The organism is Secundilactobacillus hailunensis (assembly GCF_005405185.1).
In the GTDB taxonomy this organism is placed as follows: Bacteria; Bacillota; Bacilli; order Lactobacillales; family Lactobacillaceae; genus Secundilactobacillus; species Secundilactobacillus hailunensis.
The window spans coordinates 19,537-43,037 of record NZ_BJDO01000004.1; the positions used below are offsets into that span (position 1 = coordinate 19,537).

General features: G+C 44.4%; 11 protein-coding genes. 7 read left to right on the top strand and 4 right to left on the bottom strand.

The window, feature by feature from the left end; all coding sequences use genetic code 11:
• Positions 1-11: 11 nt before the first annotated feature.
• On the top strand, positions 12-1,418 hold the full coding sequence (locus tag FFM73_RS01895; RefSeq protein WP_137630097.1) for a carboxylesterase family protein: 1,407 nt from the start codon (positions 12-14) through the stop codon (positions 1,416-1,418).
• A gap of 141 nt (positions 1,419-1,559) precedes the next feature.
• Here the strand turns inward: FFM73_RS01895 and FFM73_RS01900 are convergent, their stop codons facing one another.
• The 4 genes from FFM73_RS01900 to FFM73_RS01915 all read right to left on the bottom strand — a co-directional run bounded on the left by FFM73_RS01900 (position 1,560) and on the right by FFM73_RS01915 (position 5,037).
• Positions 1,560-2,453 carry a quinone oxidoreductase family protein gene (locus tag FFM73_RS01900; protein ID WP_137630098.1) on the bottom strand — a complete coding sequence of 298 codons (894 nt, stop codon included), beginning with the start codon at positions 2,451-2,453 and terminating at the stop codon, positions 1,560-1,562.
• A gap of 162 nt (positions 2,454-2,615) precedes the next feature.
• A complete protein-coding gene (locus FFM73_RS01905) occupies positions 2,616-3,251 on the bottom strand; it encodes an HAD family hydrolase (RefSeq protein ID WP_137630099.1) in 636 nt (211 codons plus the stop codon).
• Positions 3,252-3,488: 237 nt separating this feature from the next.
• A complete protein-coding gene (locus tag FFM73_RS01910; protein ID WP_137630100.1) occupies positions 3,489-4,589 on the bottom strand; it encodes an iron-containing alcohol dehydrogenase family protein in 1,101 nt (366 codons plus the stop codon).
• A gap of 199 nt (positions 4,590-4,788) precedes the next feature.
• Positions 4,789-5,037, bottom strand: a complete 249-nt coding sequence (locus FFM73_RS01915; RefSeq protein WP_137630101.1) for a hypothetical protein — start codon at positions 5,035-5,037, stop codon at positions 4,789-4,791.
• A 267-nt stretch (positions 5,038-5,304) separates the two neighbouring features.
• Between FFM73_RS01915 and dnaG the strand changes: the two genes are divergently transcribed.
• From dnaG to FFM73_RS01945, 6 genes are all read left to right on the top strand, one after another.
• Complete coding sequence (gene dnaG / locus FFM73_RS01920) at positions 5,305-7,152, top strand: DNA primase (protein ID WP_137630102.1); 1,848 nt, start codon at positions 5,305-5,307, stop codon at positions 7,150-7,152.
• Positions 7,153-7,163: 11 nt separating this feature from the next.
• On the top strand, positions 7,164-8,306 hold the full coding sequence (gene rpoD, locus FFM73_RS01925; protein WP_137630103.1) for an RNA polymerase sigma factor RpoD: 1,143 nt from the start codon (positions 7,164-7,166) through the stop codon (positions 8,304-8,306).
• 337 nt (positions 8,307-8,643) lie between these two features.
• Positions 8,644-9,219 carry a KxYKxGKxW signal peptide domain-containing protein gene (locus FFM73_RS01930; RefSeq protein ID WP_137630104.1) on the top strand — a complete coding sequence of 192 codons (576 nt, stop codon included), beginning with the start codon at positions 8,644-8,646 and terminating at the stop codon, positions 9,217-9,219.
• Between the two features lie 20 nt (positions 9,220-9,239).
• On the top strand, positions 9,240-13,826 hold the full coding sequence (locus tag FFM73_RS01935; RefSeq protein ID WP_137630105.1) for an LPXTG cell wall anchor domain-containing protein: 4,587 nt from the start codon (positions 9,240-9,242) through the stop codon (positions 13,824-13,826).
• A 378-nt stretch (positions 13,827-14,204) separates the two neighbouring features.
• Positions 14,205-18,911, top strand: a complete 4,707-nt coding sequence (locus tag FFM73_RS01940; RefSeq protein ID WP_137630106.1) for a KxYKxGKxW signal peptide domain-containing protein — start codon at positions 14,205-14,207, stop codon at positions 18,909-18,911.
• A gap of 416 nt (positions 18,912-19,327) precedes the next feature.
• Positions 19,328-23,440 carry a KxYKxGKxW signal peptide domain-containing protein gene (locus FFM73_RS01945; protein WP_137630107.1) on the top strand — a complete coding sequence of 1,371 codons (4,113 nt, stop codon included), beginning with the start codon at positions 19,328-19,330 and terminating at the stop codon, positions 23,438-23,440.
• The last annotated feature ends 61 nt before the right edge of the window (positions 23,441-23,501 follow it).

Below are 23,501 nucleotides of genomic sequence, written 5' to 3' on the forward strand. Positions count from 1 at the left end.
GGGCGCTAATTATGAAAATTAGTACTACGAGTGGCATTGTAGCAGGTACCCAGCAAAACGGTCATTATCGCTTCACTGGTATTCCGTTTGGAGAGGCTGAAAGATTCAAACGGCCGCAACCTTACCATAAAGGTGGCACCCAACCGGTCAACATCGAGCAGATTCAGCCACTTCAACCGTTAATGAAGGTGTCGCCAGAACAACTGAAAGACCCCATAGTGGCAATGTTTGCGCCGGCTGCGGATACCAAGGTTGGTGAAGAGTGTTTAAATCTGCGAGTGACAACACCGAACGTAAAGGGTAAATTGCCGGTAGTAATTGATATTTTTGGTGGTGGCTTCACGATGGGCGGTAATTCAATTACACCAACTATGAGATGGCTTGAGGACGCGCCGGTGGTTTACGTTGCGATTAATTACCGCGTCAGTATTCTGGGGTGGAGCTGTTTTCGTGAGGGCGACACCAATTGCGGGCTGTATGATCAGGCACTTGCGATTAAATGGGTCGTGTCTAACATTGCCCAATTTGGTGGTGATCCAGGCAAGATTACCCTGGTCGGCTCCTCAGCTGGTGCCAAGTCCATTTCCGCACTGATGGCTTCGAACTTTGACGTCATGGATCAAATTAAAAATGTTTGGACGGTCAGCGGTGCTTTTCAAACCATTCGTGATATGAAAACAGCTCAAAAGATCAGTGAACGCTTCTTAACAACTAATGAATTGAGTAATGGAAGAGACTTACTAACAGCGACACCAGACACAATCATCGCAGCCATCGCGAAATATAACGATCACGCGAATACCAACGATTTTGGTCCAGTGATTGATGAGGAAGCCATCAGCAGTAGTTGGCCAGATGTCTTGCAAGAGCGACTCAATTTGCATCCTTATGCTGTGGTGGTGTCATCCAGTAGTAACGAATATGGAATGCAGACGAAGATGGCTAAGGGCAATCCGGCAATTTTACGACAATCAGCTAATGACCTTTTCGGCGAGAATGCAGATCTTGTGTTAAAAGGGACACAGACGGCAGCTGAAATGGGGCGTGCCATTGGCTATGCCATGTACCGCTTACCTGCGGACCGTGCCGCACAACGTTATGCGACTAACGCTAATACAACGGTATACAATTTACACGCCAGCGTCCTTGGTGGCACGCATACTTCGGATGCCTTATTGATGAATTTGGCGACTGCTCTTCCTGATTCACGGCCGTTAATTAAACAACTGCAAGCTGCGTTTTTGGCTTTTGTGCAGACGGGTAAACCAACTTTGACCCCAGAAGTCCAGTTACAGTGGCCGGTTTATCGATCAGATAGTAAAAGAATTTTGCAGCTCAGTAACGCTGGCTTTTCAATTGATCGGTTGTCCAGTGAAATCACCGAAAATCCATTGCCGGTCCAAGCGTTGATTTTGTAAGTAATCAATGTTTTTCTGACGTAAAATCTAAAAATTCTGAATAAAATATAGCGCTGATGAGCAATCATCAGCGCTATATTTGAAAATTGAGTTTACAATTTCTGATATTAATGAATAACCAATAAAATTTAACAAAGACCCCTAGAATGCGACTAAAACTCGGCCACGACTATGCGTTTCCTTTGCAAAGTGCTGGGCCTTTTTTGTCTCGGCAATAGGAAAAGTGCGATTGATCAGCGGTTTGAGTTCGCCAGTAGCCAGCTGTTGAATAAACAGCCGGTAATCATCAGCATTAAAGTCGTCGTGAATGAACTTAAAGTTGGGCAGACCAGGATCTTTCATAATAACGATTGAAGTTACGCTGGCGTTGGTGGTGTGTGTCACCAAGGTTTCCAACAAACCAACGATGCCGACAGTGTCAAGAATCAACGTCTTGCCGGTCAACTTTGGTAGCTGATCGCTGGTATAGGCGGTGAGGTTTGGCATCTGTGTGTTGAAATAGGCCAGACTTTCGGCCGTAACGACTGGATAAATCGGTTTTGATTCGCCGTGCAGCAGCTGTAGTAAGGTCAAACCAATCACTGAATTGGCGCCAGTCAATATGAGGTTATCAGCATCGCTACTGTCGATGAATTTCTTCAACGTCAGGGCTGTGCTGGCAGATAGCGCAGCAGCGGCTTCGTTGCTGACTGCATCTGGTAACGGAAACAGCCAGTCAGGATTGGTGGAGCGGACGTATTCACTATACGTACCGGCAGGGTTAATCACCAAAACGCGCTGGTTGAGTAAATGCTGATCACGGTTCTCACCGACTTCGACCACTAGGCCGGCACCTTGGATGCCAATGATCCGTGGGAGCTGGGCTAAGTTTTCGTTGGTGGCGTGCTGATCAGATTCCAATTTCCAATCGGTTGGTGATACAGGTACAGTATTCATTTTGACGATGACGCTATCAGCGGTTAGTTTAGGTTTTGAAACGGATTGGGCGGTGAGATCATCGATACCATTGAAGTTAGTTTGCATGATTGCCAGCATTTGGATTGACTCCTTTAATTGTGGATGTGAGATATTGTTTCCATGGCAACACTATACGCTGATACTGTTTCCGCGTCAACAAAATTCAAATGAGGCTAACTATCTAAAAAAGGGGACGCTCCAGACCGTGTTCCAAAAACGTTTGGATAACTCAATTGCTAGTTAATTCAGTAATTTTGTCTGCAGATCTGCCACTGCTTCATAAATGTCCGCGTTGACTGTTTTGAGTGCATCCAATTGAACGCTTGATGACCACGCGGCTGAAAAACAGTGAACGTTAGCTGCCTGAGCGGCTTTAATATCACTGGTTGCATCACCAACGTAAGCCAGCTCGTTTGGTGCAAGGTGCTGTGTGGTCAGCAGGCTTTGAAGATTATCCGTCTTCACATTGCGTTCTGGCGAGCCAACCAAAATCGGCTTAAAGTAGCCCGTCAGTCCCAGCATTTTCAGCGAAATGTCACATGAACGCTGACCCTTACCGGTGAGCAGTGATATCTGGATGCCGTTATCTTTTAAGGCTTGAAGTAAATTTAGGACACCTGGAAACGGTTGCCGTAACGCTTGATGCGCTTGCTCATAAGCCTGATAAAAAACATCGGAAGCCGTATCTAGCGAAACGTTTGGTAGCAGTTTTTTGAGCATCCCTTGCTCATTGGTACCAAACGTGTCAAAGATCTGCTGGTCATCGATCACTTGGCCAGTAAGCTGCTTGACCGTGCTGTGAAACGACTTCAAAATTACTGGAAAAGTGTCCGCTAAAGTACCATCTAAATCAAAACTAATCATGCGATACATCATTTTCACCCAACTTTCTAGAAAAAACTACTTATTAAATAATTATCAATTTTAGTATTGCACGCTAAGACGCTGTGTTCAAGGTGGCTGGAAATGAACTTTAGATACTAATCTTTTATTTTAGGAGTCAACTTCTGTTATGTTTTCAGACCCAATTAAAACAGCACGACAATCTTCCAAGTCTGGAAATTGTCGTGCTGCTTATTTATAGTTTAGGAAAATATCTCTAATAATCAACGTCTATTCTTTAACGGTGGCTGTAATATCTTCAACCGTCAGCATAGCATTCTTAACTACTTCAGCCGTTATCGGTTCTTCAGTGGGGACAAAATGCATTTGCGTACTAGGATCCGCTGCGGCTGTGGCAATCTTTTCGATGTCGCTGTCGGTAATGTCACCAAGGTTCAAATCTGCCAAGTTAGTTGGCAGGCCGAGTTCATGGTAGAACGGTAGTAAGTCCCTAATGTTGTCGACTTTATTTTCGATGGCTAGTAGAACTAAGATTCCATAGGCAACCTTAGCACCATGCAAATGTGGGGCCGTTGCTGGGAAAATAGTCAGGGCATCGTGGATGGCATGAGCGCCGGAAGCACGGCCGTAATCGTCACCCCAGCCACCAACGGTACCAGCCATCACAATGATGGTTTCAGCGATTTGGCGCCAACGTGAGGTTAAACGGCCGGCTTTCATGTCTGCTACGGCACCGATGGAATTCTTCAACAAAACAGCTTTACAATTGTTGGCCATTTGCCGAGAGATGGTCAATGCCACCGTGTATTGGTCTGCGGGCAACTGTTCGAAGATCAATTCGGATTCATAGAACTTAGCCAGTGTATCACCGATACCAGCGACGAAGTATTCGATTGGTGAGTTCAAGATGACCTTGGGATTTAACAGCATCAAATTAGCGGTTTCCAAGTAAATATCATGGTTAATGTGTTCGCCATTTTCCTTATAATGTACGGAAATGGCTGACCAAGGAGAACAGTTGCTGGCCAGTGTTGGGATTAAGACCAGGTAACGGTGGGTCCCAGTGGTGACGCTTTTAGAGGTATCCAAAACTTTTCCGCCACCAAGGCCGATGACCATGTCAACGTGATTATCGTCCGCAATCTGACGGACGCGGTCAATCTCTTCAAAAGAACATTCACCGCCAAATGGCACGTCAACAACTTTGACATCGTCTGGCCAGGCTGGTAAATACGGTTGCGCTGCAGCTAATGATTTCTCGCCGTGCAGAAATAAGACGGTTCTCACCCTTAACTTGGCCATGAACCCTGGTAATTGTTCATAAGCCTTATTGTCTGAGATGTAGCGTTGTGGTCCACTTTGTGAAATCATTGTCTTCAGTCCTTTTAGTTAGTCCGTCTATTAGACGAACATCAGTATGTATTTTAGCTGCACCTCGCTGGATGACAGCTAATAAACAAACATTATCAGCTTGGGTAAATGAAATGTCAAGGCGTTTTTTAATCTATTTTTAATTTTTACTATAAAAGGACTGATTGGTAGCCATAGCCAGAAAATTGATTGTTCTCAATTATGAAACTTGCGTCTGAACAAAATATTTAGTGATCACGAACTGGTGGCGCTGATTAAAGTGGCCATAAACGGCAATCTTAGATTGGGCGTGCGCGCGGTAGAAGAAATCCAGGGCGTGCGAAACGACAATGCAGTGCAAGGTTTGACTATCATCTGTTATGATAGGAACATACAGCATTACGGGGTCTGGTTTGATTAGCTTAGGTTCCGACTGAAGGGTCCCAGCTAAGTTAATGAAGTGGGTCATTTAAAACACCGCCTTTTTAAAGTTAAATTCATTATACAAACATACGTTCGCTTAATCAAGCTAAATATCATACAGTTGATTAAGCACATACGCAGGCGTTTTAGTTGCACATATTTGCTTTGATTGGTATGATATAACTACGTACGCGGTAGATTGCAAAAAAGAAAGATAGTTAATGCTTATTAAACTTGTTTTGACAATCTGTCCGCAAGCTTCAAACGTTATATTTACAGGTGATTTGGTAGTTAATCAAAGGGGGTTGCGCCGTTGGCGAGAATACCCGAACAGGTAATTGAACAAGTCCGCGATGCAACTGATATCGTGGATTTTATTAGTCAGTACGTCCAATTGCAGAAGCAAGGGAAAAATTTCTTTGGTCTGTGTCCATTTCATGAGGAACGGACGCCTTCTTTTTCGGTCACTGAGGATAAACAAATTTTTCACTGTTTCAGCTGCGGTCGCGGCGGCAACGTCTTCAAGTTCTTAATGGAGCTTGAAAACCTCAGCTTTCAAGAAGCGGTGGTCAAAGTTGCGGCATTTTCACACGTTTCGCTTGACGCACAGATCGTTAACGCGGCAACTGGTGAAGGTCAGCACGGCGACCCGCAGTCACCGACTAATCAGCTGATCAGATTGCACCAGGATGCGACCAAGCTTTACACGCACATTTTAATGAACACCGAGATGGGTCAGCCAGCACTGGATTATTTGCATAAGCGCGGGTTGACTGATCAAACCATTTCGGATTATGGTCTGGGGTTTGCACCAAGTAAGCAACTCTTAAAGCCGTTTTTCGAAACGCGCAAGATCGATTACCAGACATTACGGCATTCCGGGCTGTTTATTGAAAATTCGGATGGTGAACTGCGGGACCGGTTTGTTGACCGGATCATGTATCCCATCCGTAATCAGTCAGGTCAGGAGATTGCCTTTTCTGGCCGGATGCTGAACCAAACACCAGATCAGCCGAAGTATTTAAACAGTCCGGAAACCGAATTGTTTAATAAACGGAAAGTTTTGTTCAACTTTGATCTGGCTCGGGGCGCCGTGCGTAAGCAGGGTAACCTGATCTTGTTTGAAGGGTTCATGGATGTCATGTCAGCGCACCAATCCGGTGTGGATAATGGCGTGGCTTCCATGGGGACCAGTTTGACTGAGGAGCAGATCTATGCGATTCAGCGAATTACCAAGCGAATCTACGTTTGCTATGACGGTGATACTCCGGGGCAAAAGGCCACACAACGGGCGCTATCGATATTACGGGATAATTCCAGTTTAACCTTGGGCGTCATTCAGATGCCAGAGGGGATGGATCCCGATGAATATCGTCAAAAGTATGGTGAAGCTAAACTGGCCAATGCGCTGGAATCGGCTCGAGAAACGCCAGTCGCCTTTGAAATGCGGTACCTGAAAACACAATATGATGTGAATACCGATACTGGCAGGCTGCAATATTTAAACGATATTTTAGCCATTCTGGCAACGGTGAAGTCACCCGTTGAACAAGACGTTTATTTGACCCAATTAGCTGACAGTTTTCAACTTGAAAAGGCCAGTTTGCGACAGCAGTTAGCCATGGTCAAGCCGGCCCGTCAGACACCTGAAAGGTCAGCACCGCCAACTGTCAGAACTGGTCAAAGTCAACCGGCAACCCAGCAACAGCAGGTGGTGAAGCGCACGCCGATTGAAAAGGCGGAACGGGCGTTACTTTACCGAATGCTTCACGACCACGATGTGTGGCTGCGAGTTACTGGTCTGCCAAATTTTAGTTTCGCCGACGATGATTATCAGTTAGTGTATACGCTGGCTCAGGGATATTTTGAAACCCACCAGAGTTATGCACCAGCCCAGTTCGTGGATTTCATTCACGATGATCATTTGCAGAATCTGGTGATCGATATTGAATCGATGCAGTTAAATGAAACAACTAGCGAAGGTGAAATTGATGATTACATTCAGCTGATCATGAACGTGGCACCGTTAACGAAACAAATTGGTGAAACCGAACAGGCATTGCAAGAAGCACGACGGCTGGGTGATAACGACCGCGTGCGCCAACTTGTGATTGAATACATTAAGCTACAACAACAAAAGCAGTCTCAAAAACAAGCTTAGGGGGCTTTCTAATGGCAAAACAAACAAAGAGTGCAAAGAGCACCAAGAGCAGCAAGACATTTGATCAAAAAGGTTACGATAAAGCTGTTAAGGACCTGGTGAAAGACTATAAGAAAAAGGGTCAAGTCACCTATGATGAACTCTCAGATAAAATTGCCTCACCATTTGGTTTAACTGCCAAGAAGATGGACGGTTTACTGGAAAAGGTCGAAGATGCTGGTATCAGTGTCGTTGATGAAAATGGTGATCCAGATTCACGTGCCGTTAAAGCTGCCAAGAAAGTTACTGCTAGTGAATTAAAGAATACTTCCGCACCATCCGGGGTCAAGATCAACGATCCCGTGCGGATGTACTTGAAGGAAATTGGCCGGGTTAAGCTATTAACTGCCGATGAAGAAGTTGCGTTAGCGCTGCGGATCGAACAGGGCGATGAAGATGCTAAGCAGGAACTGGCCGAAGCTAACTTACGTTTGGTGGTTTCCATTGCTAAGCGTTACGTGGGCCGTGGGATGCAGTTCTTGGATCTGATTCAAGAAGGTAACATGGGTCTGATGAAGGCCGTTGAGAAGTTCGATTACCGTAAAGGGTTTAAGTTCTCAACCTATGCCACATGGTGGATTCGTCAAGCGATCACCCGTGCCATTGCTGACCAAGCCCGGACGATTCGGATTCCAGTTCACATGGTTGAAACTATCAACAAATTAATTCGAATTCAACGTCAATTACTCCAAGACTTGGGTCGTGAACCTACGCCTGAAGAAATTGGTGCTGAAATGGATATGCCAACGGAAAAGGTTCGGGAGATCTTAAAGATCGCGCAAGAACCCGTTTCCTTGGAAACCCCTATTGGTGAAGAGGACGACTCTCACTTGGGTGACTTTATTCAAGATGATGACGCCACTAGTCCTGCTGACCATGCCGCTTACGAGCTGTTAAAAGAACAGCTTGAAAGCGTGCTGGATACGTTGACTGACCGTGAAGAAAACGTCTTGCGTCTTCGTTTCGGTTTGGATGATGGTCGAACCCGCACCTTGGAAGAAGTCGGTAAAGTCTTCGGTGTTACCCGCGAACGAATTCGTCAAATCGAAGCTAAAGCCTTACGCAAGTTGCGTCACCCTTCACGTTCAAAGCAGTTGAAGGATTTCTTGGAATAAGATTAAAATTTATAATAGATTATAAGAAGAAAACACTCTGTTCATGGTCGAAAGCGACTAGTGATCAGGGTGTTTTTTTATGCTGTTGGTAAGCAATACGCCGGCAATGAAAAATTAACAACAGATAATCTTTACATGTGAAAACCGCTACATTATAATGAAGCCAATAGATGGGGGGCATCGTATAGGAGGAGTAATTTTTCAGAACAAGTAGGCGATTATGTTTAACTTATAGTTAATCCTGTTAATTATTGCTTGAATCTAAACAACTTAGACTTTAAATTGTTTTTAATAGATTAAATAACTAATTGGTAGACAGAATTAGGGGGTACCAGAAATGGTAGGAAAAAATAATCATAGTAGGACGATTAAGTCCAATCTAAAAGAGCATTATAAGGCGTATAAGGCTGGTACAAGGTGGATTTATGCTAGTTTAGCCAGCTTAGCGCTTGGAGCGGGATTATTGCTGGGGAGCAGTATAACCAGTTACGCTGACACTACAGCAGATAATACGCAACAATCAACTACAACAGAAGCCAATGCGACTTCAAACGCGGCAGCGAATACGCAAAACGCAGATACAGTGATGTTAAAAACGGACACAAATACTAATAATAGTGATAACGCTGCTAATTTAAAATTAAATGATGATTCGGCTTCTAATTCAAATGAAAATGAAAAGAACAGCACGGCCACGGATACTGGTAATCAAAGTGCTGTTCAAAAAACACCAACTACGGTCGGTAGTCCCGTTAACAACACAGCTGCTGATTCAGCTAAACAAGTCAACACTGCAGATCAGAATACAGTCCAAAATGGACAGGTAGCTAACGGTGATTCTGCAAGTAGTGCGACAAGTGATCCAACTAAAACGGTTGCTACAACAGATCAACAAGTTGCAAAAAAACTTTAGTTGACCCAACGCAAGATCAGTTGGATGCTGCCAAAGCTAGTGCAGCACAGGTTTATGCCACAACTCATCAGCCACAGGAAATTGATGCGGTAGCGGATGATTCAGATACGGCTGCACCGCTGACAATTTCAGCCAATGCAGTCGGGTATGGTACAAATGCGCAAAGCCCGTTAACACTAACCTTACAGGTAAATGCTAACGCGGGCGATGTTTACAAGATTAATATTCCTGCGGATACATCGGTATATACTTTTGATCGGGTAGTTCCATTAGCTAGTTCGATGGGAACTACAGTTACAGATAAGAACACTGATGGCTCACGCACGGTGACGGATACTTTTACTACTAATTCAACAACAACTCAAGAGATTAGATTTAATTTGAGTAATAATGCTACCTATCAGCCAGCTGGCATGGCGGATGTAGGTAAGACAGTGGACAAGACGATTACGTACTCGGTGAACGGGGTTGCTCAAGCGCCAATTACTTTTACCCAGCGGATTCAACCAACGACTAAGCTGTCAACAGTCTCATTGCTATATCCAGATTCACAGACCGTTAGCAAGATTTTACCTAACCAAAATTACGTTTTTGGTGTGAGTGTTAATGAAGCTGATGGTGTGCAAGATGATAGTTCAGCGACTGCTCGTGTTAATAGCGCAGATAACTATGGTGGATCTGAAATTAACATTCCAGTTCCAACAGGTTTTGTTTTAGATAGTAATAGTACAAATCAAATTAATGGGTTTGGTGATGGATCAACCATTACGCAACCTGGTGGCAAGGGAACTAATGTTATTATTAGTGTTCCTGAAAAGTCAGGTAATCAGGCGCTAGATAATGCACCCGAATATAAAATCGTTGGGGCTTTTAATGTCGCTCAAACTACTACTGATCAGACGCTCACTGCTAATGGCAATGTGACATTTTCTCAAGTTATCAACTCGGATAGTGCACCACTAACTGATTCGGCCGATCCTTGGAATGTTACTATACTTTCGGCGAACGCTGATGCGACACAAGGTAGTAAAGCAACTGTTACTAGCAAAGGTAATTCTTCTATAGCTTCTGACAAGCTTGAGTTGAATCAGGATGCTAGCGATAGCCCTCAGTATCTCAATAGTTTTGGCTTTACGTTTAATTCAGCGGCTGAGGCCAACAATGCTAAGGTTACGATTAACGTTCCTAGTGGATTAGATGTCACCAGTATCACGACGCCAGTTCAGGGTATTAGTCCATCAAGTTATATGCCAGATACGTCAAGTTGGGGTTACACTTTGACGCTCGCAGATGGAACAACTGAAACTGGGACTGTCAATGCAGGTGATACAGCCAAGGTAACAGGTAATTCTGCAATTAGAACAGCAGTATTTACTCCAAATAAATTGGCACCAGGATCATATACAAATGACTTGGGTAAAGCTAATAGTTTCAATGCAGCTGGTCAATTATCGACTACCTATGACAATGGAACAGCCGTTAAAAATGGCGATAAATTGACGTCTGCCATTGCTATAGCATTTGACACTAACGATGGACAAACCCAAATGGTCTCGGTGCCAACCACTCAAACGATTGTGGATGATGTGGCGTTAGGTCAAATTACCCTAATTACTAGAAGTAGTGCTCCAGGTAATTCTAGTGCTGGTACTCTTGAAACCCGGTATAACGATGGAGAGGGTCAAACCACAAATAAGATTTATGAACCAACTTTCTACTTTGTCATTCCTAAAGCAACGACTGTTGCATCGATTAATAGTCTTTATTGGTATACTGATCCTACTGCAAATCCTGCAACCACTGATTCGACGGGTGGATTATTAACAAAAGCCACTGGTGCCAAGGTTTCCAAATTTATTGCAGACAATGGTCAGACGGTGGTAAAAATTGATTATTCGGGAACTGGTACTACAGTTGATATGAGTCAGACGACTGGTTATTGGGGGGCAGTGACATTTGCTAATAACTCTGATGCTTTACCTGGCAAGTACCCATACTATGTATATATTGCTTCGCCAAAAACTAAACTGTTAAATGCTACGAAACCGAAGGACTCCTCCTTTGTTGAAAATAATCCGAATGCGTACCTGATGAATGGTGAAGGCGAGAGTGGTACGGGTGATTGGACAATTGAGACTGCGAAGTCCTTCAATAATAGTTCGGTAGCACAGGGTAATCGAGATATTGATGCCGTAAAAAATGGTACAAGCGATGTTAATGGTGATGGTACTTTAAACTTTTACGATTCTATTGTTAATACTTTGTTAGATGACGGAAAAGATCATAAGGCTAGTGTAGCAATTAACTTGCCAACAGAGGGTGTCAACGGCTCTCAATATACGTTTAAGCTCAATGATTCGACTGGTGTCGATGTGCCAGCTAATTACACTACTACAAATGGTGATGGTACTGCAATTAATCCGGTTATTTTGTATTCTACGCAACTGCAACCGGTTACAGATACGGCTACTGCTCCAGATACTACAGGTTATGTGAACAATAACCAGGTTACTGACTGGTCTTCAATTCGGTCAATTATTGTTCAGATTGACGGAATTAAAACTAACACCTCAACAGGTAGAATCAAAATTAGCGGGACAACAGCAGGTGATTTTAAACAACAAGCTGGTAAAACCGGTTATCTGCAGACCATTTTCTATGGTGATAATAATGAAGCTAGTGTAGATTCGAAAACATCTATCAAAATCACAGGGGCTTCAACTGTTAAAACCCGTTATCACTACGTTGATGCTGACGGAGATGATCAGTACGTTGATCTGAATGATTTGAGCAAAACACTAAATGATGACGTGGATACATTTACGAATAATTATCCGACGCAGCTTTCGGGCTTTTCACTTACTGATCAGGCCTTAATCCCGACTGGTTATAGTCTTGTAACGGATGATTCAGGTAAAGTCACACCTACCATTGTTGATGGCACAAATAATGGTAAAGCTGAATTTGGTAAGACTGCACAATACTACTATGACGGCGATTATGTTCAGTATGAATTGGCTGATAATGCTAGTCTGAAGGTTACCTATGTTGACACTGACAATAATAATGCCACTGTTGGGACACCAGAAATACTAGACGGCACGGTTGGCGAAACGGGTACTTACAACACTAAGGTACCAACTAACTACGTGTTAGCACCTGGACAAAATGTTATCGTACCATATAAGTTCAGTACAGATACATCAGATAATCTCACAATCAAACTGGCACATAAGCATACAGCAGACGTACCCCAGGGGTTCAACAGCACCACAACTCGAACTATTACGGTGGTTGGTGTTGATGGGAAACAAACAGTAATCCAGCAACCTGTCAAATGGACAACGGATACCGATCTTGTTACTGGTGTAACAACGTATACACCAAGCGAAAATTATTCTGACTACGTAACACCTGTAGTTGAAGGGTATACACCAACGTCACCAGATACACCGGCAATTACGAATGCTCCAACGACAACTATGCCGACTAATCCAGCTGATATTTTCATTACCTATACACCGAACAAACAAAATACGACTTTGGAATATGTGGATGATGATAATGGTGGTGCAGTTGTTGGGCAACTAACGACAATTTCTGGAGCTACCGATGGTATTGTTGGTTGGAATGCAAGCAATATTCCGGCGCACTATATCTTAGCTTCAGGTCAGCCTACCAGTGGGACGTATACTTTTAAGGCTGGCAATAATTCACCAATTCAGATTCATTTAAATCACAAACTTGATTACACTACCACCACTTCGACTCGGACGATTCACTATGTAGTAGATGATCCAAGCTTTACTGGCCAAGTGCCAGCACCAACGGTTCAAACGGTTACTTGGAAGGTTGTTACTGATGAAGTAACTGATCAGAGTGTGGCAACACCTCAAGGTGCTTATTATGAGCAGACGGTACCAAATCTGCCAGGCTACACTGCAAATCCAAGTAAGGTTGATCAGCAGTTCTTTGGCAGCGTGGTTGCGCAAGACGTCCCAATGTATAACGAGGACGTCGTTGTTACTTACACGCCGCAGCTAACTGGTCCCAAAAAAGGTGATGATGGTTCTGGAAATCAACCAGGTGGTAACCCGACTGGACCAACGACTGGGCTAACAACTGGAGATGAAACATCGACACCTGGTAAAGTCGTCACAAATACAACGACTCCTGGTAAAGGGACTAAAAAGACCACGAATCCAGGCACAGCGGTTAACAAACCAACAGCTCCTAAGGGGGTTAAAAAGACCACGAATCCAGGAACAGCAGTTAACAAAGCAACGACTCCTAATAAAGGGGTTACGAAGACCACGAGTTTAGGAGCAATAGTTCCAAGAACTACTGCAAATAATGTGAACGGTTCGCAGTCATCACTCGGATCTAATACTAATGCTGGTACTGCTGAAACGTTAACAACTTCTGTAGCAGCAACTCAAAATGGTTCAGTTGCAGAAGGTCAATCTAATTCTTCGACTGTTAACCAGCAGAAGTTACCACAAACCAACGAACAGAGTCATTCAACAGTTGGTTTGGGCATCTTGGGCTTGTTGACCAGCGTGTTAGGCTTGGTTGGTCTGAAACGGCGTAAACGTAATGATGAGTAACTCAAGCATAGAAAAGTAATTTGAAATCTTTGTCAACGCAGGTTGATGAAGTATTTAAAGAAGATCAATTCATTGATGAATTGGTCTTCTTTTTTTATATCCTCATGATTTTGAAAACGCTTTTACCAATTATTTTGAATCTAAATACCAGTGACTATTTCTTTAAATGATTAGAGAAATTTTCCAAAAAACTGGCAATCTAAACCGGATAATCGCCGTTTACAGGCAATATCTGCCGTTTTACAATTAATTTGTTTAGTAAAGGTGGTCAACAAATAGGAGTAGGACAGGGGCTTGAGTGACTAGCTGAACGTTATTAATTATTTTACTCAGAAGTCAGAAATTAACCGTTATTCACATACCGGGAGGGACCAGAAGATGGTTGGTAAAAATAATAACATTAGGACTATAGAAACGAATTTGACGGAACACTATAAGGCATATAAGTCAGGCAAGCAGTGGATATATGTCAGCTTGGCGAGCGTTGCACTTGGTGCTGAACTGCTGCTTGGCGGTAATCTGTCTGCGTATGCGGATACCGCAACATCGGCAACACCAACTGCGACTAACGTCAATGCATCTAATACATCAGCAGACGTTGCAAGTACCGCTGCCAATAAGACTGCTGTAAATACCGGCAGTTCTGCAAGTACCGCTGATAGCAAGACCAACATTAATACAGGTCATCAGCAAACAGCGACAAATTCCGGTGCAACGACGAGCAATGGGTCAGATTCAAATTTGAACACAACATCTAAGTTGGCGACGAATAATGATGCGCAATCAGCTGCAACGCAAACGCCCACTACAGTGCAGACACCTCAGACTAGGGGGCAAGCCCCCGAATCTGAAGCAACGTCAACTGCACCGCAGATTCAGACAAAACAGTCAAATAGTGACGTACCAGCGCCTGTTTCAAGAACTCAGGTAGCTGCGAGTGATCAGCAATTTAAGTCTGCTCAGACTTACGCTGCCGCTTTAGCGCCACAGAATTTAAAGACCGCTCAAATGGTGGCCACAGCGGATGCAACGTTAAATCTTTCATCACCAGCAGTGGGTTATGGCAGTAACGCCAAAAGTCCGTTGACGGCGACCTTGAAGGTGACCGCTAAAGCGGGTGACGTCTACGTCATTTATATTCCGGCTAACACGCCCGTATTCTCATACAGTTCAGTTCAGCCTTTGACGAGTACTGTCGGCACGACGATTGTGAGCCAGCATGCGAGTGGTGCGGCGTTTACGATTACGAATACCTTCAAAATTGATGCTGTGATCTCACAGGAAATTAAATTTAATTTGGCCAATAACTACGGGGCTACCGATACCATGGCAGACGTTGGCAAAACCGTTACCAAGACGATCGACTGGTCAGCAAATGGCGTAAAACAAACACCAGTGACCTTCACCCAAACGATTAAGCCGACCATTAATTTAACGCCAGTGGTGATGACTTATCCTAATCAAGAAAACATCCCAGAGGTCGTGCCTGATACGAATTATGTCTTTTCCATGAACGTGAATGAAGCTAACGGGGTGCTAGATAACGGGTATCAATCGGGGCGGGTCAACCGCGGTGATAATTTTGGCGGTTCAACGATCACGATTCCAGTTCCTGCTGGTTTTAAATTAGATGAGGGCAATACCCAAAAAATTAATGAATTCTCGGACAAGACCACGATTACTCAGCCTGGTGGTGCTGGCAGTGCGCTTATCATTAACGTGCCAGCAGGCAGTGGCGCTGAAAACTGGGAAGCTCAGGGCGGTTACCGTTTGGTGGGCTCCTTTGAGATAGCTCAACCGGAAACCGACACCGTTTATACGGCCGATGGTGCAACGACCTTTAGCCAAATTATGAATGCCGATGGCGATAAGTTAACTGGCAGTGTGGCGCCTTGGACCGTGAAAATTCTGGGGGTCAATACCGGTGGTGGTAGTGTGGGTAATGGGGTTGCCGGCACGACCGCCCAAGCTTCCAAGACAAGTTTATTGCTGGATAACGACCCAACCAACGACCCATCATTTTTATCAAGCTTTGGTTTTTATTTAGATTCAATGACCGATACCAGCGGCGCTAAGATCACCATTACGATTCCGGATGGTCTGGATGCAACTGGTATTCAAACGCCGGCTTCGGCTGTGAACGCCCAAGTTTATCTGCCGGGAACCACTAGCTATCAATATACCTTAACGTTAGCGGACGGTACGACGGAGACTGGCAGCGTAAACGCTGGTGAAAAGGTGACTGCTGCTGATGGGTCAGCAATCAGGAAGGTGGTTTTGACACCGAACTACCTAGCCCCTGGTGCCAATACCTCCAGAACCGGTAATTTGAATCCTAATAAGACACCAGCTGCACCGTATCAACGTTTTATCGTCGAGGGGCAATTAGCGCATCGCTATGATGATGGCCGAGCGGTTAAATCTGGCGACAAGTTAATGTCAACGATCACGCTAGGTTTTGCTAATGAAACGCAGCCTCAAAAAGAGGCCACTTCAACCATTACCCAAGCGGTGGTCGATGCTGTTGCTCTAGCAATTGGTTACAAGCAAGAAAACAGTTCGACGCCCGGCGTTCAAGCGGCTGGCTACCTAGCTGTTCAGGGCGGGGAATACGGTCAAGTATCGAAACAAATTTTTGAGCCGACCTACTACTTTGTGATTCCTACAGCGACAACGGTAACCAACGTCACGGCTAAACCGGGCGCTAAGATCAGTACCTTTAAAGCTGATGATGGGCATACGGTTGTTAAAATTGATTATTCGGGCACGGGAATCACAGTGAATACCGATGAGGCTGCCACAATTGGTCAGGTCAATTTAGCCAACAATCCCGATGCACTGCCTGGCAATTACGCCTATCTGATGTATATCGCGTCACCGACCACGACGCTTTCAAATACGACTAAAGTTACTGATAAAACCTATACTGATGGCAATCCAGATGCTGTTTTGATGCAGGGCGGTGCTGGTGACTGGCAGATCGTCACCGCCAGTTCGTTTTATAATACGGCGCTGGCTCAGGGCAATACGAACAGTGACCCAGTAACTCACGGGATTAGTGATGATAAGGGGAGCACAACGCTGACCTTCTACGATAACGTTGTGTATACCTCACTAGCAGAAGATGCCAAGAATTCCAATGCTGAAGTAGCAATCAATTTACCGACCATTGGTAAAAATGGGTCGCAGTACACCTTTAATCTGATGGGTCCAATCAAAGTGCCGACTCATTACACGGTCGTCAGCGGCACGGGGGCGCCAATGGATGCAACGGTTCTTTATAGCACCGACTTTCAAAAGGTGACTGGCGATGAAACGACACCGGATACGACCGGTTACGTGTCCGCATCTGAAGTAATGGATTGGTCTAAGGTTCGCTCGGTTATCGTAAAAGTAAATGGCATTAAAGCCAATACGGCAACGGGCCGAATTGAACTAACGGGGACGACTGCGCAGCCATTTGCTCAGCAGGCCGGTAAAACAGGCAATTTACAGACGGTCTTTTATGGCAATGGCGCCAAAGTCAGTCTGGGTTCCGATAACGCGTCAATTAAAATTACGGGGACTTCCACGATCAAAGCGCGTTACCACTATGTAGATGCTAGCGGACAAGATCAGTACGTCTATCTAGATGATTTAAACCAGACATTAGCTGATAACGTGGATGAGTTTAAAAATAATTATCCAACTCAGCTAACTGGCTTCTCAGCAAAGGATAAGAGTCTCTTGCCGGCCGGTTATCAACTGGTCACGGATGCAACGGGCAACGTGACGCCGAAAATTATTGACGGTACTGGTAACGGTGCTGCCAAGTTTGGCACCGTGGCACAGGCTTCCTACAATGGTGATTTTGTCCAATACGACTTGGTTGATCAGGCCAGTGCGCTGATGGAATACGTGGATGATGATAACGATGGGGCAATTGTTGGTACGCCAACTCCCTTAACTGGGACGACAAATGGTACCGCCCACTGGGATACGGCCGGTCAGGTTCCTGCCAATTACGCGTTAGCAAAGGGGCAAGCTGCCAGCGGGACCTATACCTTTACGGCAGCGCCTAACCAAGTCCTCCAGATTCATCTGGTACATCAGTTAACCACTGGAACGGCAACCACTATCCGGACGATTACCTATATGATTGCTAATGGGGATCGGTCCAAGACGCCTGCACCAGTCATTGAAACGATGAATTGGAAGACGGTCACGGATAAGGTGACGGGTATCAGTTATGCCGCACCGCTGAATGATTACGCGGCCGTTCCTAATCCGGTCATCGCTGGTTACACACCGCATAGTACCGTTAAACAGCTGACTGAAGGGCCAATGCTGACCAGCCAGTTATCAAAACTAAATATGAACGTGATCGTTCTTTATACGGCTGATAAGCAGACCGTGTCAATCACGTACGTCAACACGAAGACGGATCAGCCAATCAAGACGATCGTGGTCACTGGCAAGACGGATGATCCAATCGTCGTCCCTGATCTACCGGGTTACACACTAGATAGAAGCGGTGACCCAACTAGCTTTGAACCGGGACTGACTAAATTCAACGTACCGGCAACGCCAAATGAAGGATCGGGGAATACTGGTGGTGGGTCAGGTAATACTGGCACGACCACAACACCCGGCGATCCGGATACTGGCACGACACCTGATAATCCGGATACGACTACGACACCTGGTGAACCTGGTACGGCAACCACTCCTGATAATCCTGATATAGTTACGACGGTTGATAATACGGGGACGGCAGTAGCTCCAGAAACACCAGCAACCTCACAGTCTGAAGGACAAGGGGTAGCCACTGGAAGTCAAACTTCTGGCGGTAATGTTAAAACTGAATCAACGGCTACTACTAAGGGTGTCAGCACTGAACAGGCGCCTGCACAAGCTGGTTTGGCAGTAACAACTAGTACGACTACCAAGGTGACCGGTCAAGCCAATGATTCGAAGACTAATTCTGGTAAATTACCGCAGACCAATGAACGCAATGATCAAGCAGCTGGTTTATCGCTGTTAGGATTAGTGACTGGTGTGCTTAGTCTGCTCGGAGTGAAACGGCGCAAACACGATAATGGTTAAAAATTAGTGGTAATCATTACCACGGTAACTAAAACGAATTTTTATTGATTAGAAAACCAGGGGTAGTTCATGATGTGATCATTGATCACCATGAACTACCCCTGGTTTTTTGCTTATTTTGAATGAATATTATCTAACCATTAATGGATATTAATGTAAGCGTCACCATTTATTTTGATTTTTTTAAAAAGATTGACAATCTCAAACGTTGGATAGGTATTTACAGGAAATATTTGCTGGCATACAATGAAATTGTTTAATAAATGGGGTTAACAATCAGACATACAGGATTACGGTTTAATAGTGATTTGCCGGTAATTTGATAAACGTGATTAACCCCCTTTACAGTCATGGCTCAATAGTTATCGGCAGGGGAAGCAGTTGTCAGTTATTCACATACCAGGAGGGACCAGATCATGGTTGGTAAGAATAATAACATTAAAACGATAAAAACAAATTTGAAAAAGCATTATAAGGCATATAAGGTTGGTAAGAGATGGCTATACGCCAGCATCGCCAGTTTTGCGCTTGGTGCTGGGCTGTTGCTCGGGGGCAACGCAACTGCCTATGCTGATACAACCACGCAAAATGATACAACACCGGTTGAATCTACCAATGTCGCTTCAACGAAGAGTTCTTCGGCTGCTTCAAGTACAGATACGAATAAAGTGAGTTTACAAACAGCCAATAAGACAACTGATAATACTGATACAGCAGCTAAGAGTGCAGCAGATTCGAATTTAAGTACAACGCCCAAGGAAGCTGCGACTAATAATGGTCAAACTGTTAAAGTGCAGACGTCTAATACTGAAGTAAAAACACCTAATGCTAAAGTACAGACGCCGGCACCTCAAACTAAAGTGCAAGCGCCAAAAGCTGTAACTGCACCAACTACTAATACTAAAGCGGTAACAAACACGCCTAAAACTCAAACGGCTGATTCGGCGACTAAATCAACACTGGCAACCCAGACGCCAACGACCAAAACCTTGGTCGATCCGACTAATGCACAGTTGAAGGCTGCTCAAGCCAGTGCTGCGCAGGTTTATGCGGCAACTTTGAAACCGCAAAAAGTTGCCGCAATCGGGGATCCGACAGCAGATGCAACTTTGACGCTATCGAAACCTGGAGTCGGGTATAAATCGGGTATAAACGCAGACAACCCATTCGTGTTGACACTTAACGTTACGGCAAAAGCGAATGATAAATACATCATTAACATTCCAGCTAATACTGATGTGTATCAAATCGGTGAAGTTCAACCGTTACCAAGTGCGATTGGTACAACTACGCAAGTTAAAAATACCGATGGTACGCATACTATTACCGATACTTTCAAGATTGATAGTGTTAATACGCAAACAATTAAGTTCGATGTTAACAATAATTCCTATGGACTAGGACATCCAATGGCGGACGCTGGCAAGACGGTTACGAAGACGATCACTTGGTCAGCTAATGGTGTTGACCAGAAGCCAGTGACCTTTACCCAGACGATTACACCGACTGTTAGTTTATCACCAGTAGTACAGACTTATCCTAGTGCAGAAAAAGTACCTCAAATATTACCCAATAAAGATTATGTATTTTCCATTAAAGTTAACGAACCGAATGGTATTTTAGATGATAGTGCACCGTCAAATTGGGTCAACAAGTCAGTCAATTATGGTGGTACAGCGATCACTGTTCCAGTACCCACTGATTTTAAGTTAAATGCTAATGATACTAAGGCTATCAACGGTTTTAGTGATAGTCAGACGATTACCCAACCAGGTGGTGCTGGAACGAATGTCATTATCTCAGCACCAGCAGGAACCGGCCTAGAACACTGGCAAAATGATGATTTGGGCTATAAATTAATTGGGTCGTTTAACATGACACAACCAGCAACCGATACTGTGCTTACGGCTGCTAACCCCGTAAACTTCAAACAAGTCGTCAATTCAGATGGTCAAACTTTGACGGCTGTGGGCAATCCATGGACTGTTAAAATTCTTGGAGTTAATTCAGGTGGCAGTGACATTGGTAACGGGGAAACTGCAACGACTGCTGAGGCTTCAAACCAGAACTTGGTTTTGAGTAATGATCCAGCCGATAATCCGGCTTACCTGTCTTCATTTGGGTTTAAAGTAGATGCTATTAGTGATACAACGGGTGCCAAAATTACGATTAAAATTCCTAGTGGCCTTGATGCTACCAGTGTTCGGACACCTGATTCAGGCATTACCCCACATCTTTATCTTCCGGGAACAACCAGTTATAACTACACACTTACTTTAGCTGATGGTTCAACTGAAACTGGCACAGTTGATGCTGGCCAAAAGATTACGCCTACAGCTGCATCAGCAATTAGGACCATCGTACTCACGCCGAATAGTCTCGCACCAGGTGCTAATACGTCTAAGGGAAGAGCTTCTAGTGATGTAACACCCGTATCGGATTCAGGAATGTTTGAAAGGTTTATCGTTGGTGGTCAACTGGCGCAAACTTATGATGACGGAACACCCGTTAAGACTGGTGATCAGTTCACTTCGACGATTGATTTAGCATATGCTGATCCAACACGACCTGGTAAGACGTTCTCTGCATCAACGACGCAAACAATTGTTGACGGTATTGCTAGAGGAGAAGCACACGAGGCTCAGACTAGTACAACTCCTGGAGTAACAGATGCTGGTTCCTTACAACTAATTGGTGGTAACTACCAGCAAACAACCAGAAAGATTTTTGAACCGATTTATTACTTCGTTATTCCTACAGCGACTACCGTTACCGGCGTAAACGCAGCACCTGGCGCTAAAACTAGCAGTTTCAAAGCAGATGATGGCCGTACCATTGTTAAAATTGATTATTCTGGAACTGGAATAACGGTCGACACGGATGATGGTGCCAAGGACGGGCAAGTTAATTTGGCCAATAATCCCGATGCATTACCTGGAAAGTACCCTTACTTGATTTACATCGTTTCGCCAACGACTAAACTTTCAAATACAACTAAAATTGCAGATAAATCGTATGCTGAAGGCAGCGCCGACGCACTTAGGATGGAATTATACGAAGGTGATTGGAATTGGGACATTGTTACCTCTAGTGCACTGTACGATGCATCGGTAGCAAAGGGTAATTTGGATATTGATCCAGTCTTTAATGGTACTAGTGATGATAAGGGTGACCCAACGTTAACTTTTTATGATACCGTTTTGTACACCTCGCTAGAGAAGAATGCTAAAAACAGTAATGCTGAAGTTGCAATTAACTTGCCAACACTTGGAGATGGCAGGGGTTCACAGTACACGTTTAACTTAACTGGTCCAATCACAGTACCAGCTAATTACACGTTGGCGAACGGAGTTGGGGACCCAATAAATGCGACAGTCCTTTATTCAACAGTGCCTCAGACAATCACTGGTAAAGAAACACAACCGGATGAAAGCGGTTATGTACCGGCTTCTGCAATTACTGATTGGGCTAAAGTTCGTTCAGTGATTGTGAAGATTCCAAATATGAAGGCTAATACCTCGACTGGTCGAATTGCCTTTACGGGGACCACTGATTCCCAATTAAGTCCATTTAAGCTGCAGGCTGGTCACACGGGTTCTCTGCAGACAACCCTCTATGGTAATGGTGCTAAAGCCAGTGTTAATTCTAAGACTGCCAGTATTAAGATTACCGGTTCTTCAACGATTAAAGCACGGTATCACTATGTTGATGCTAATGGGCAAGATCAATACATTGATCTTGATGATTTAAGCCAGACGCTTAATGATAATACGGTTGAATTCAAAAAAGACGATTATCCAACAATGCTCTCTAAGTTCTCTGATCATGACAGTAAACTTATTCCAGTTGGGTATCACTTAGTATTAGTACCTGGTACCACAGATGAAGTTGCACCTGCTATCAGAAATACTGACGATACTCAACCCGGTGCTGCTCAGTTCAACACTTGGACAAAATATAACTATGATGGTGATTTTGTTCAGTATGAATTAGTTAGCGATACGCCGACTAAAGAGACGTCAACCCCTGGCAAACCTGGCACCACTACGTCACCTGATGAACCTGACACAACAGTTCCCCCAGTAACACCACAGACGCCACAAACGCCAGACAATACACCAACACAAGAAGTTACCGATACGCCAGTCACCTCGACCTCTGAGGGAACGGTAGTACCAGTGACAGACAATACGCCACAAAAAGGACAGGATGATGATACCACGACTGATTCAACTGATCACGGTCAAGTGGTTCCTGAAGCAACAACGAGTGGTGAAACTGATGAAACTAAAGTTGCACAGCCGCAAGCAACAGTTGGTTACGCTAGTGCAACTCAAAAGACAGCAGTTACTACTAAGCAGTCTCAAACTAGTGCTACTGACCAGATCAATGATGTAAAGGCCAGCCAAGCCAAATTACCGCAAACTAGTGAACGAAATAACCAAGCAGTTACCTTATCACTGTTAGGGTTAATGACTGGTATGCTGAGCCTGTTTGGATTGAAACGGCGTAAGCGTGATGATGATTAAGTCACTGAATGAAGTTTAGTATCAGAATTATGGTAACGATTGATGACGAGTACTTGATAGA